General features: G+C 48.9%; 11 protein-coding genes. All 11 read left to right on the top strand.

What is annotated here, in order from left to right; genetic code table 11:
- Nucleotides 1–608 precede the first annotated feature (608 nt).
- Complete coding sequence (gene pcrA, locus BMZ95_RS06095; protein WP_455768899.1) at nt 609–2,846, top strand: DNA helicase PcrA; 2,238 nt, start codon at nt 609–611, stop codon at nt 2,844–2,846.
- 12 nt (nt 2,847–2,858) lie between these two features.
- The gene (gene ligA / locus BMZ95_RS06090) at nt 2,859–4,874 is read left to right on the top strand and encodes an NAD-dependent DNA ligase LigA (RefSeq protein WP_046922855.1); all 2,016 of its coding nucleotides are present in this window, start codon (nt 2,859–2,861) and stop codon (nt 4,872–4,874) included.
- Nucleotides 4,874–6,034 carry a CamS family sex pheromone protein gene (locus BMZ95_RS06085; protein ID WP_046922856.1) on the top strand — a complete coding sequence of 387 codons (1,161 nt, stop codon included), beginning with the start codon at nt 4,874–4,876 and terminating at the stop codon, nt 6,032–6,034. The genes ligA and BMZ95_RS06085 overlap by 1 nt, the downstream gene beginning before the upstream one ends.
- A gap of 86 nt (nt 6,035–6,120) precedes the next feature.
- Nucleotides 6,121–6,423 carry an Asp-tRNA(Asn)/Glu-tRNA(Gln) amidotransferase subunit GatC gene (gene gatC / locus BMZ95_RS06080; RefSeq protein ID WP_003692795.1) on the top strand — a complete coding sequence of 101 codons (303 nt, stop codon included), beginning with the start codon at nt 6,121–6,123 and terminating at the stop codon, nt 6,421–6,423.
- A 2-nt stretch (nt 6,424–6,425) separates the two neighbouring features.
- Nucleotides 6,426–7,889 (top strand): Asp-tRNA(Asn)/Glu-tRNA(Gln) amidotransferase subunit GatA, encoded by a 1,464-nt coding sequence (gene gatA, locus BMZ95_RS06075; RefSeq protein WP_046922857.1) that lies wholly within the window; start codon nt 6,426–6,428, stop codon nt 7,887–7,889.
- The gene (gene gatB, locus BMZ95_RS06070; protein ID WP_046921215.1) at nt 7,889–9,322 is read left to right on the top strand and encodes an Asp-tRNA(Asn)/Glu-tRNA(Gln) amidotransferase subunit GatB; all 1,434 of its coding nucleotides are present in this window, start codon (nt 7,889–7,891) and stop codon (nt 9,320–9,322) included. Before gatA ends, gatB begins: the two co-directional genes overlap by 1 nt.
- A gap of 101 nt (nt 9,323–9,423) precedes the next feature.
- Nucleotides 9,424–10,455 (top strand): diacylglycerol kinase, encoded by a 1,032-nt coding sequence (locus BMZ95_RS06065; protein WP_046922858.1) that lies wholly within the window; start codon nt 9,424–9,426, stop codon nt 10,453–10,455.
- 544 nt (nt 10,456–10,999) lie between these two features.
- Nucleotides 11,000–12,781 carry a heavy metal translocating P-type ATPase gene (locus BMZ95_RS06060; protein ID WP_046922859.1) on the top strand — a complete coding sequence of 594 codons (1,782 nt, stop codon included), beginning with the start codon at nt 11,000–11,002 and terminating at the stop codon, nt 12,779–12,781.
- Nucleotides 12,782–12,832: 51 nt separating this feature from the next.
- Nucleotides 12,833–13,054, top strand: a complete 222-nt coding sequence (locus BMZ95_RS06055) for a heavy-metal-associated domain-containing protein (RefSeq protein ID WP_014073053.1) — start codon at nt 12,833–12,835, stop codon at nt 13,052–13,054.
- 31 nt (nt 13,055–13,085) lie between these two features.
- Entirely contained in the window at nt 13,086–13,724 is a 639-nt protein-coding gene (locus BMZ95_RS06050) for a Crp/Fnr family transcriptional regulator (protein WP_046922860.1), read from the top strand.
- 118 nt (nt 13,725–13,842) lie between these two features.
- Nucleotides 13,843–14,087: transposase (locus tag BMZ95_RS06045; protein WP_225357362.1), on the top strand; the 245-nt coding region annotated here is incomplete at its 3' end.

Here is a 14,087-nt window from a genome sequence, read left to right as displayed (position 1 = left end):
ATTACGGGCAAATCCCCGATTTTTGAAATATTCCCGTAAAACCCAGTCTTCGATTACGGGCAAATCCCCGATTTTTGAAATCTGCCCGTAAAACCCAGTCTTCGGTTACGGGCAAATCCCCGATTTTTGAAATCTGCCCGTAAAACCCAGTCTTCGGTTACGGGCAAATCCTCGATTTTTGAAATCTGCCCGTAACCCCCGGCTCCTGATTACGGGCAAATCCTCGATTTTTGAAATCTGTCCGTAAAACCCAGTCTTCGGTTACGGGCAAATCCTCGATTTTTAAAATCTGCCCGTAACCCCCGGCTCCCGATTACGGGCAAATCCCCGATTTTTGAAATATGTCCGTAATCTCGCCGCTTTCTCATTCTGGTTTTCTGACAAAGCATTCATCTCCGTAATTTGTCAGAAAACTGACGCAGAAACCGGCCGTCTGCAAGGTGCTGATTGCTACTGTGGGCGCTGCATTTTTCATGCTCAGAATCAGCATCGAAAAAACGCGAAGAAACGGGGAAAACAAGTTCTTTTAAAGCAATTTTAAAAGAACTAATGAGCCTTTTTTGGTATAATAGGAAATGATTGATTACTTTCAGAGGGGATTGAACAACTTGACGCAAAATGACTTATTGAACGGAATGAATGATAAGCAAAGAGAAGCCGTTGTTTGTACGGAAGGACCGCTTTTGATCATGGCCGGTGCCGGAAGCGGCAAGACGCGCGTTTTGACGCACCGCGTAGCCTACCTTATCGAGCATCAAAATGTCAATCCGTGGAATATTTTGGCGATCACGTTTACGAACAAGGCTGCACGCGAAATGCGTGAACGTATCGACAGGCTGGTCGAATACGGTTCAGAAGCCGTTTGGGTTTCGACGTTTCATGCTTTGTGCGTGAGAATTTTGCGTCGCGATGCCGAGAAAGTCGGATTTTCAAAGGCATTTACGATCGGCAGTCCGAGCGAGCAAAAAACTTTAATGAAACACATCGTTGCCGATACGCTGAATCTTGACACGAAACAATACGATCCGCGCAGCTTTCTCGCCTCAATTTCTTCCTGGAAGAATGAACTGATCGAACCAGAAGAAGCGCTTTTGCAGGCAAATGCAGAGGCGAATCCCATGGAAGTTGCCTCCGCACGTGCTTATCAGATATATCAGGACGAATTGAAGAAAAATCAGACGATGGACTTTGATGATCTGATCATGAAGACGATCCAGCTGTTTGAAAGTTCGCCTGAAACGCTCGAATTCTATCAGCGCAAATTCCGTTACATTCATGTCGACGAATATCAGGATACGAACGAAGCACAATATCGTCTGGTCAACATGTTGGCGCAGGGGTTTCGCAACCTTTGCGTCGTCGGTGATGCCGATCAGAGCATCTACGGATGGCGCGGTGCCAACATGGAAAACATCTTGAACTTTGAAAAAGATTACAAGGATGCCACCGTCATCAAACTTGAACAAAACTACCGCTCGACGAAAACGATTCTGCAGGCTGCAAACGAAGTGATCGAGCATAATCTCAATCGCAAGGACAAGACGCTTTGGACCGAAAACGAATCCGGTGACAAAATTACCTACTATCGGGCCGACAATGCGGCTGACGAAGGCTATTTCGTCATCAAGAGCATTCAAAAAGAGATCAGGGAAAAACATCGCAGCTATAATGACTTTGCGATTTTGTACCGTACGAATGCGCAGTCGCGTACGCTTGAAGAAACATTTGTCAAGGCAAACATCCCCTACAAGCTGGTCGGTGCCCATCGTTTCTACGATCGCAAGGAAATCATGGATATTTTGGCCTACCTGCGTCTGGTTGCCAATCCGGACGATTCGATGTCGTTTGCGCGCGTCGTCAATGAGCCGAAGCGCGGAATCGGCGCAACTTCGATCACGAAGCTGCAAAATTTTGCCGACATGCATGGCATTTCATTGTACGAAGCGGGCAAGAGTGTTGATCTGACGGGGATTCCCGTGCGGACCGCGAAGAAGATCACGGAATTTTGCGATATGCTGAAATTATTCCATCAGGTTCAAAAGAAAGCCACGATTACTGAAATGACGGAACAGATTCTGTCGATCACAGGCTATCAAAAAGCATTGAACGATGCCAATACGCTTGAAGCAAAAGGTCGTTTGGAAAACTTGGAAGAATTTTTGTCAGTGACGAAAGAATTTGACGAAAACTGGGATCCGGAAGACGAAGAAAGCGATCCGTTTACGGACTTTCTGGCCGATTTGGCGCTTGTTTCCGATCAGGACGGCGTTGACCAGAATGATGACGTCGTCACGCTGATGACGCTTCATGCGGCTAAAGGTCTGGAATTTCCGGTCGTTTTTCTGATTGGAATGGAAGAAGGCATCTTCCCGCTCGGAAGAGCAGCCATGAATGAATCAGATCTAGAAGAAGAACGACGCCTTGCTTACGTCGGGATTACGCGTGCCGAAGAAAAACTGTATCTGACAAATGCGCTGTCGCGGATGCTTTACGGCAGAACGCAGCAAAATACCGCCTCGCGCTTTATCGGCGAAATCTCGGATGCTCTGCTGGAATCGGCCAACGAAACCGTCAAGAACTCAAGCTATCCGTTTTCAAGCGGTCCCGTTGCGGCTGAAAAAGTCGAAAAGCCAAGGAAGAGACCGGGGACAATCGAACGACCGGCACAGACCGGTGCCGAAAACGTCGGCTGGAAAATCGGCGACAAGGTCGAGCACAAGGCATTCGGACTCGGAACGGTCGTCAAAGTCAATGGTTCCGGAGAAAATGCAGAGCTTGACGTCGCCTTTTCCGGCAATGGCATCAAGCGTCTGTTAGCTGCTTTTGCACCGATCAGGAAAGTTTAGAGGAAAAAGACCATGGATAAAGAAGAAGCAAAAAAAGAACTTGAAAGTCTTCGTGAAAAGCTGACCAAATGGAGCAGAGAGTATTATGTTTTGGATGCGCCGACGGTTGAAGATCACGTCTATGACGAAAATTACAAGCGTCTGTTGGAACTGGAAGCAAAGTTTCCGGAGCTTGTGACCAAGGATTCGCCTTCGCAGCGCGTCGGTGGCAGGATCTTGACGAATTTCACGAAAGTCGAGCACGAAATCCCGATGCTTTCATTGGGCGACGTGTTTTCAAAAGAAGAACTGGCGGACTTCGTTAAACGTCTGAATGAAAACGCAGGGGCTGATTTTGGCTACAACTGCGAACTCAAAATCGACGGCCTGGCAATTTCGCTGACGTATGAAGACGGCATCTTCGTTAAGGGCTCGACGCGCGGAAACGGGACGATCGGAGAAGACATCACTGAAAATCTCAAAACGATCAACGCCGTTCCGCTCAAGCTCAATGAAAAAATTTCGGTTGAAGTTCGCGGTGAATGCTACATGCCGAAAAAATCGTTCGTTGATCTGAACAAAAAGCGCGAAGCAGAAGGACAGCCGGTGTTTGCCAATCCAAGAAATGCAGCGGCCGGATCTTTGAGACAGCTTGATTCAAAAATTACGGCTGAACGAAATCTGAGCATCTTCATCTACTATCTGATGGAACCGGAAAAATTCGGCGTCAAAACGCAAAGCGAAGCCTTAAAGAAGATGGCATCCTGGGGGTTCAGGGTCAACGGCGAGTCGCGCGTTTGTTCAACGATGGATGAAATCGATGCATATCTTGACGAGTATCAGGCAAAGCGTGCAGGACTTGAATATGACATCGATGGCATCGTGCTCAAAGCAGAGCCGTTTACCGTGCATGAGCTTGTGGGAAACACGGTCAAGGTTCCAAGATGGGCGATTGCCTACAAATTTCCGCCGGACGAACAGGAAACGATCGTCAGAGACATTGAATGGACGGTTGGCAGAACGGGCGTCGTGACGCCGACGGCCGTCATGGATCCGGTTTTGCTGGCAGGAACGACCGTTTCAAGAGCCTCTTTGCACAACCCGGATTATCTCAACGAAAAGGGGATTCGCTTGCTTGACACCGTCAAATTGCATAAGGCAGGAGACATCATTCCGGAAATTTCAGAAGTCGTTTTGGAAAAACGCCCAAAAGATTCAAAACCATATGAAATTCCGACGAATTGTCCGGAATGCGGCGCAAAACTCGTGCATCTGGATGATGAAGCAGCGCTTCGCTGCATCAATCCGAAGTGCAAGGCATTGATGAAGGAAAGTCTGACGCACTTTGCTTCGAGAAATGCGATGAATATCGACGGCCTCGGCCCAAAGATCATTGAACAGCTGTTTGAGCGCGGGATGATCAATGACGTTTCCGATCTTTACAAGCTGACGTTTGACGACTTGCTTTTGCTTGACAAGTTCAAGGAAAAATCTGCCAGCAATTTGCTTAATGCAATTGACGCAAGTCGCAAAAACTCGCTTGAACGCCTGTTGTTCGGCCTTGGCATTCGTCATGTCGGTGCAAAGGCGGCCAAGCTTTTGGCGGAGCGTTTCATGACGATGGATGCCTTGGCCAGGGCGTCAAAAGAAGAGATCGTTGCAATCGAAACCATGGGCGAAACGATTGCCGACAGCCTGTCGACCTACTTCAATTCAGAAGGAGCAAACGAGCTGCTTGAAGAATTGAAGAGCGTCGGCGTCAACATGAGCTATCTCGGAAAGACTGCGGCCGAATTGGAAGAAGATGCCTCCGGTAGTGCATTTAACGGTCTGACCGTTGTTTTGACCGGCACGCTTGACCGTCTCAAGAGAAGCGATGCCAAGAAATGGCTTGAAGAGCACGGCGCAAAGGTCACCGGCAGTGTCACGAAGAAAACGAATCTGCTGATTTGCGGACATGATGCCGGTTCCAAACTGGCCAAGGCAAAAGAACTTGGAACAAAAATCATGAATGAAGAAGAGTTCCTGCAAAAGATGGAGGAAAAATGATGAAGAAAAAACTGCTGGTTTTGACCAGTCTTTTTGCCAGCACGGCAATGCTCGGCGCATGCGGCAACCTCGGCAAGGCTATCTCTGGCGGCGGGGCTTCGCAGGTCGTTACCTCAAAGAAAAAGGGATATCAGACGACGGGCCAGACCGATACGGACTATTATCAGGGCATTATCAAAGATGGCCGGTATCTTACGAACAAGGCCCGCGGAGTCGGCGTTTATCAAAATTCAGATAACATGCTCAACTTGAAAAGTTTTGAAGCAGGGATGATGAACCTTTCAAAAGAACAGTTCCCGACTAAAAGCTATGTCTTCAGAGAAGGCCAGGTTCTGTCAAAAGATACTGTCGAAAACTGGCTTGATCGCAAGTCAAAAGACAATCCTGACGGGCTCAATCCTGAAGACAACGGTAAAAAAGAAGCCGACAAGAGAAATCCCATCTATGTTCAGCAGATTGAAGAACAAGATTATATGCAGGAAAAAGACGGCAAGCTTTCACTTGCCGGCGTGACGATCGGAATCGGGATGAATCAAAAAGATTATTACCAAAAAGAAGAGTACGGCGCAACCTATACGACCGATATCTCGACTGAAAAAATGAAAGAAGAAGGTCAAAAGGCAGCGACAACGATTCTTGCGCGTCTGCGTCAAAAGTCAGAAATCGGAAACGACACGCCGATTTTGATCTGCATGTTCAAGCAGGCTCCAAACGACAGTCTGGTCGGCGGTTCATTCTATGCGTATGCACTGAGCAAGAGCGGAACTTCCATCAGCTCATGGACCGATACGGATATCAAGAGCGTGGTTCTTCCGGCAACCGATTCTTCAAGCGTTCCGAATGAAAATGATGCAACGTCGTTTAGTGCTTTCATGAACAAGACGCAAAGCTTCTTCCCGAACCTGGCCGGCGTTACGGCACAGGCTCAGTACAAGGGCAAGGAACTTCAAGGGATGCACGTCAACATTACGACTCAGTTCTACAGCATGACGGAAATTACGAGCTTTGCCCAGTTCGTTTCGCAAATGGCAAGGACGTATCTGCCGTCAGGCGTTCCGATTGACATCACGATCAAGGGATCGGACGGGACGGTTCAGGCCTTTTTGTCAAGAGATTCTGGCCAAACCTCGTACTATACGCATGTCTTCAACAGTTATTAATTCCGTAAAATGCGGCAAGTGGGTTTAATAATTCGGAATAATCGATTAAAATTAAGAAAAGACATTACTCGAAAGAAGGATATCAAATGGCAATCACCGCAAATGAGGTAAAGCACGTTGCCTCCTTGGCAAAGCTTGAATTTACCGATGAAGAACTCCAAAAGTTTACCGGTCAGATGGATGAAATCATCAACATGGTCGAACAGTTGGGAGAAGTCGACACGACAGACGTTCCCGTGACGTCGACCGTAACCGAAGAAGTCAACGTCATGCGTGAAGACGTTGCCGTCAAGGGAACGGATCGCACCCTTTTGATGAAGAACGTTCCGGAAGAAAAAGACGGCCTGATCAAGGTTCCGGCAATTATCGATGAAAGCGAGGAAGGCTGAAAATGAACTATTTCGAAAATGACCTCAAGAGCCTTCACGAAGGTCTTGTCAACAAAGATTTCAGTGCTGAGGAATTGGCAAAGGAAACTTTTGAAACGATCAAAAAGCGCGAGGAAGAAATTGATGCGTTCATCACTTTGGACGAAGAACGCGCAATGGAAAAAGCACGCGCAGTCGATGTAAAAGGAATCGATGAGGGAAACGTGCTTGACGGAATTCCTGTCGGAATCAAAGACAACATCGTAACGAAAGGCCTGAAGACGACGGCAGCCAGCAAAATGCTCGAAAACTTCAATCCGATCTACAATGCGACGGTCATGGACAAGCTTGACGAAAAGGGCATGATTACGGTCGGAAAGCTCAACATGGACGAATTTGCGATGGGCAGTTCGACCGAAACGAGCGCCTTTAAGAAAACGAAGAACGCCTGGGATCAAACGAAGGTTCCCGGCGGTTCATCCGGCGGATCTGCCGCAGCCGTTGCTTCCGGCGAAGTCATTGCTGCGCTTGGCTCCGATACCGGCGGTTCGATCAGACAGCCCGCTGCATTTAACGGCATCGTCGGTCTCAAACCGACATACGGTCGCGTTTCGCGTTATGGCTTGATTGCTTTTGCTTCAAGCATGGATCAGATCGGACCTTTGACTCGCAGCGTATACGACAATGCCTTGATGCTTAATGCCATCAGCGGTCACGATTTTCGCGATTTCACGAGTTCAAGCAAGGAAGTTCCCGACTTTACGAAGGGAATCGATGAAGGCGTCAAGGGCATGCGCATCGCCGTTCCGAAAGAATATTTCGCAGAAGGCGTTGACGCAAACGTTAAACAGGCTGTCAAAGATGCAATCAAGAAGTTTGAAGAACTCGGCGCAACGGTTGACGAAGTTTCGCTTCCGCATACAAAATACGGCGTGCCCGTCTACTACATCATCGCTTCATCCGAAGCTTCATCCAATCTGCAGCGTTTTGACGGCATCCGTTACGGATTCCGCGCAGAAGACGTCAAGAATCTCGAAGACGTTTACGTGCGTTCTCGTTCAGAAGGCTTCGGCGATGAAGTCAAGCGCCGCATCATGCTCGGAACGTTCTCGCTTTCTGCCGGCACTTACGATGCGTTCTTCAAGAAGGCGGCTCAGGTGCGCACGTTGATTTGCCGCGACTATGAAAATGTTTTTGAAAATCATGACCTGATTTTGGGACCGACGGCACCGACAACGGCATACGGCATCGGCGAAAAGATCGATGATCCGGTGACGATGTACATGAACGATATTTTGACGATTCCGGTCAACCTGGCCGGACTTCCGGGGATGTCCCTGCCTGCCGGATTTTCCGATGGCTTGCCGATCGGGATGCAGCTTGTTGCGCCGCGTTTCAGAGAAGATACGCTGTATAAGGCAGGCTTTGCATTTGAACAGGCAACTGATTTCCATAAAGCCGTACCTGAGATTGGGGGTCAAAACTAATGAACTTTGAAACAACGATCGGGCTTGAAGTCCACATTGAATTAAAAACAAACTCCAAAGCATACTCGCCGGCACCGGTTGAATACGGTGCAGAGCCGAACACGAACACGAACGTGATCGACTGGGGCTATCCTGGCGTTTTGCCGCAGGTCAACAAGGGTGCCTTGGAATACGGGATGCGCGCAGCCTTGGCTTTGAACTGCGAAATCAGAAAAGACCTGCACTTTGATCGCAAGAACTATTTCTACCCTGACAATCCGAAAGCATACCAGATTACGCAATCAGACACGCCGATTGCGCATGACGGCTGGCTTGAAATCGAACTGGAAGACGGAACGAAAAAGAAAATCGGCATTGAAGAAATGCACGTTGAAGAAGACGCTGGCAAGAACACCCACAATCCGGACGGATATTCATATGTCGATCTGAACCGTCAGGGCACGCCGCTGATCGAAATCGTCTCAAAGCCGGATATCGCTTCTCCTGACGAAGCTTATGCATATTTGACGCGTTTGCGCCAAATCATTCAATTTACCGGCGTTTCCGACGTTAAGATGGAAGAAGGCTCCATGCGTGCCGACGTCAACATTTCGGTTCGTCCAATCGGATCCGACAAATTCGGCACGAAGACGGAAATGAAAAACCTTAATTCGTTTGAGCACGTCAAAAAAGGTCTGGAATACGAAGCAAAGCGCCAGGCCCGCGTTTTGATGTCCGGTGGCCAGGTTCAGCAGGAAACGAGACGTTTCGACGTGCCGACGGGAACGACGATTCTGATGCGTGTCAAGGAAGGCGCAAGCGACTATCGCTACTTCCCTGAGCCTGATCTTCCGCCGATCCATATTTCTGATGAATGGATCAAAGAAGTGAAGGACTCGATTCCGGAAATGCCTGACAAGCGCCGTGAACGTTACGTCAATGAATGGGGAATTCCTGAATATGATGCCGGCGTTTTGACGCAGACAAAGGAAATGTCTGACTTTTATGAGGCAACCGTTGCTTCCGGCGCAGATGCCAAGCTTGCTGCCAACTGGCTGATGGGCGAAGTTTCTGCCTACCTGAACGCCAACAAGGTTGAGCTTCAGGAAACGGCTTTGACGCCTGAACACTTGGCAACGATGATCAAACTGATCGAAGACGAAACGATTTCTTCAAAGATTGCCAAGAAAGTCTTCAAGGAAATCATTCAAAATGATACGGAACCAAAAGCCTGGGTCGAAGAAAAGGGCATGGCCCAGTTGTCCGATCCGGCCAAACTTCAGCCGATCATTGATGAGGTTTTGGATAACAACGAGCAATCAATCATCGACTTCAAGAACGGGAAAGATCGTGCCGTTGGCTTCCTTGTCGGTGCCATTATGAAGCAGACTCGCGGCAAGGCCAATCCGAAAGTCGTCAACAAGCTGCTTATGGCAAGCCTTGCTGAAAGATAATTGCCAAACAGGGTCTTGACTCTGTATTTCAAAGAATGATCAAGAAGCTGTGAGAGGGACCGCTTCCGGGACTTTGCAGCTTTTTGTTTTGAGGTGATAAAATGCAAAAACGTTGTCGAATCATCTACAACCCGACTTCAGGCCGGGAAGCAATGAAAAACAATCTTGTCGACATTTTGAATATTCTGGAGCGGGCCGGCTACGAAACGAGCGCATATGCCACGACTCCGGAGCCGAATTCCGCTAAAAACGAGGCCGAGCGTGCTGCCAAGGCCGGTTTCAACCTGATTGTCGCAGCCGGCGGCGACGGCACGATCAATGAGGTCGTCAACGGAATCGCACCGTTGAAGCATCGCCCGAAGCTTGGTATCATTCCGGCCGGGACGACGAACGACTATGCCAGGGCATTGAAGATTCCGCGCGAAGATCCAATCGGTGCCGCCAAGGTGATTGCCAAGGGCCAGACCGTCAAGATGGATATCGGTGAGGCGGGCGAAAACTGGTTCGTCAACATCGCAGCCGGCGGTTTGCTGACTGAACTCACGTATGGCGTTCCGTCGCAGGTCAAGTCGCTGTTCGGATATCTGGCCTACCTTGTCAAGGGGGCCGAACTTCTGCCGCGCATCAAGCCGATCAGGATGCATCTTGAATATGACGGCGGCACATATGACGGCAAAGCCTCAATGTTCTTCCTGGCTTTGACGAATTCCGTCGGCGGGTTCGAACAGATCGTGCCCGATGCTTCGCTTGATGACGGCAAGTTCACGCTGATCGTCGTCAAGACAAGCAGCCTGATCGAAATTTTGCAGCTGATCACGATGGTCTTGAACGGAGGCAGGCACGTCAACGATTCGCGGATTCTCTACGTCAAGACTTCCAAGCTTGTTGCCAAGCCGGTCGACGAGAAGATGATGATCAACGTTGACGGCGAATACGGCGGTGATGCGCCGATGATTTTCAGAAATCACAGGCAGCATCTTGAAATTTTCGCCAATACCGACGAAATTCCGGACGAAGCAATCACGGGTGACGAAGAAGAGGAAACAAGTGCGCGCGAGCATTTTGTTGAAGGCGTCAGTCATCTTGAAGACGTCGGTGAACTGGAGCTTGACAAGGAAGACAGGAAAGAATGAGTTTCAGAGAGGCTGGGAAAAAACCATGTCTCTAACAAAAGTCCCGGATAATTTGCAGTTAACTGCAAATTTCATCCGGGACTTTGTTTGTATATGCAACGTTAAATGTGTGTCTTTGACCTTAACCGAAGACTGCCATTTACGGTCAAATCCCAGAAATCTCTGTTTTGCCCGTAATCGGGAGTCAGAATTTACGGGCAAATTTCAAAAATCTCCGTTTTGACCGTAATCCTGCCTTGGAGACCTGATTGAGCAGGCGATTCTCAGCACTGTATTTAAAAAATAAGGTTTTCATGTCTCAAAAATGAAGGAGTGCCGGACAAAATCAGCCGGCCTGCACCCTCCTTTGTCCGGCAGTTCGTTTAATTCAAATGTGAAAAAGGAGTTTTTTCCCAACCTCTTTTTTATCTGCCGGAAAATGCGGCGGGATACGGATTCAGAGCAGCTGATTCATCCATGTGTCAGGAAACATAAGCAGGAATTGATTTGAATCAAGTTTTAAATTCCGCATTTCTCATATACTGAAGTTAACGGAGGAAAAGAAATGCGCAATAAAATGATTTTAATGACGATTCTTGTCCTGCTGGCTGAAATTCTCAGGCAACAGGCATTCTGGTATGATGCACTGATGATTGCAGTTGCCGTCATCGGTGGAGTTCCGATTATTATCGGGGCATGGAAGGCGCTGAGATACCGCATCATCTCAATTGAACTGCTAGTGTCGACGGCCGTCATCGGGGCGGTGATTCTCGGAGAGTTCAACGAGGCGGGGATAGTCACCTGGCTGTTTTGCCTCGGTGAAGTTCTGCAGACCCTGATCTTGAGCAGGACGCAGTCGGCGATCAGAAAACTGACGGAAATGGTGCCTGACAAGGCATTGCTGCTTAAGGACATTGATGACGATGAGCCAGAGGAGGTCAGTCTGTCGGAAATCAGACAGGACGACCTGCTTTTGGTCAGGGCAGGCGATAGGATTCCCGCTGACGGAACTGTCGTGAAGGGATTCGGCAAGGCGAATCAGGCAAATCTGACGGGTGAGGAAGAAGCGATGTTTAAGGATTGCGGAAAGGAAGTCTTTGCCGGAACCATTCTTGAAGACGGGATGCTTGTTATTTCAGTCAGCCGTGTCGGAAGCGGCACTGTATTTGGCAGAATCATCGAGCTTGTTGAAGACGCACAGGATTCCAAGCCGAGAGTGCAGAAGATGATCGACCGCTTTGCGAAATACTATACGCCGGCCGTCTTCATTCTGGCACTTGCAGTTGGAATTGTCCTGAAAAATGCAGAGCTTGGGATCACCATTCTGGTTCTCGGCTGCCCCGGGGCGCTGGTCATCGGCATTCCGGTCTCGCTTGCGGCCGGAATCGGACGGATGGCTCAGGAGAACATCCTGATCAAGGGGGCCTCGACAATCGAAAGCCTGAGTAAAATCGATGCCCTGGCGTTTGACAAGACCGGAACGCTGACTGTCGGCCGCCTTCGAGTCGAGGAAATGGTCTGGAAAAGAGATGACAGGTCACTGCTCAAGGCGATTGAGTCAAGGAGCAGTCATCCGCTTGCCGGGGCAATCGTCACGGCCCTGGAGGACGTCGATTCGGGCGGACATGACGTCAGCGGGATGGTGACGGTTCCGGGAAAGGGCATCGAGGCGGTCGTTGACGGGAAAAAAGTGCGGGCCGGAAACGCGAAGTTTGTCGGAAAGCCTGATTTTTCCATGAAGAGCACGGGAAAGTCACGTGTTTATCTTTCCGTTGACGGCGAGGTGACAGGCGGACTTGCGATTGGCTCCTGTCTTCGGGATGATGCCGTGAATGCCGTTGAAAGGCTGAGAAGGAACGGCATCAGAAAGATTGTTCTGCTTTCTGGAGACAATCAGGAAGCGGTGGACAGAATCGCAGAGGACGTCGGAATTTCCGAAGGATATGGAGAACTCATGCCCGATCAGAAGGTTGAGAAGATCAATGAACTGAGGCAGGAAGGATTCAAGGTCGGATTTGTCGGTGACGGAATCAACGACGGACCTGCACTGGCCCTGGCCCACGTCGGAATTGCGATCGGTTCCGGGACTGACGTTGCCCTGGACGTCGCCGATGTCGTTCTCATGACGTCGGAACTGACGAAGCTTGATGATGCGCGGGCATTTTCAGGAAGAATTGAGGCAAACATGAAGGAGAACATCGTAATTGCAGTGCTGACGGTGGTTATCCTGCTGCTTGGTCTTGTCTTCGGATACATTCATATGGGATCCGGCATGCTGGTGCATGAGGCAAGCATTCTGCTGGTGATCCTGAACGGAATGAGACTTTTAGGCAGAAAATTGATTTGAATCAATTTTTTATCTTGAGTCATGCAGCATAATTTAGTTGAGGTGATTAAAATGAAACATGTTACAATGAAGATTGAAGGAATGAGCTGTCCTTCATGCATGGGAAAAATCAAGCAGGTGCTTGAGGAAAGGGCGAACGCAAGGGATGTCGAGGTATTGTTCAACTCCGGCAGAGTGAAGTTCGTTTCAGACGATGAAAAGGGAGCAGAAGCTGCAAGAAGCGTCATTGAAAGTCTCGGGCATGAAGTGGGCAGCGTAAGAATCAGTGACTAGGTTCACTTAAGGCCGTCAGGGGGATGATCAGATGTCAAGTAAGCTTTGTGTGGGCATTGTGCCTTTATTCAATGAACTGTCCCATGACGAACAGGAATTGATTGAACGTCTCGTTCAACATCGCAGCGTTGCGCGCGGTGAAGTGGTCGTTTCGCCGGACAGGTCAGGCGGCATGATCATCGTCAGAAGCGGACGTCTTCGTGTCTATCAGCTGAGTGAAGACGGAAGCGAGCACGTCGTTAGAATCCTGGATTCCGGCGACTACGAAGGTGAACTGTGGCTTTACGGGGGCAGAAATGACAATCTGTTCATCTCAGGTGAGAGCGATTCTGAAATATGCGTCATCGCATATGACGAGTTCAACCGCCTGCTTGAATCGTATTCGGGTCTTGCCATTCGTCTGCTCAAGCTTTCAATCGAGAAGATGAACGAGCTTGGCTTCAAGAACAGTCTTCTGGCAATGGATTCGATTGAAGACAGGATTGTCGCCTATCTTGAAAAGATGCAGGAACGGCATCATTCAGGAAAGATTGTCCTGCCGATGAAGCTGAAGGATCTTGCGCTTTACCTGGGGATTACCCCGGAAACACTGTCGCGCAAGCTGCACCTTTTGGAAGAAGAGGGCATCATCAGGCGCAGGGGCAGGACGATTGAATTGAACGAGCGTTGAAGAGACCGGAAGGAAATTTCAGGTCATATGAAATGCCGAACAGAATTGGTGGTTATAATGTCCTTTAAGTATACAGGTAAAAAAGAAAATTTGCTGTATGCTTGGAGGGCATTTTCATATGGGAAGAAAATCGAAATATTCTGCTGATTTTAAGCTGATGATCATTCATGAAGCAGAAACATTGGGAATCACCAGAACATCAAGGCTGTATTCCATATCAGACCATACCATCAGAACCTGGAAGCTCATCTATAAGTATCAGGGTATTCAGGGCCTGGAACCCACACATTCAAATAACACATATTCCAAAGAATACAAGGCATCACTGGTTGAAGAATATCAGAAGTCAGATGAGAAGCTTGA

Origin of the sequence: Ligilactobacillus ruminis DSM 20403 = NBRC 102161, assembly GCF_900113455.1 — a bacterium.
Classification (GTDB): Bacteria; Bacillota; Bacilli; order Lactobacillales; family Lactobacillaceae; genus Ligilactobacillus; species Ligilactobacillus ruminis.
The sequence above is the reverse complement of the archived record's forward strand: the minus strand, read 5'-3'. Positions and strand labels throughout refer to the sequence as shown.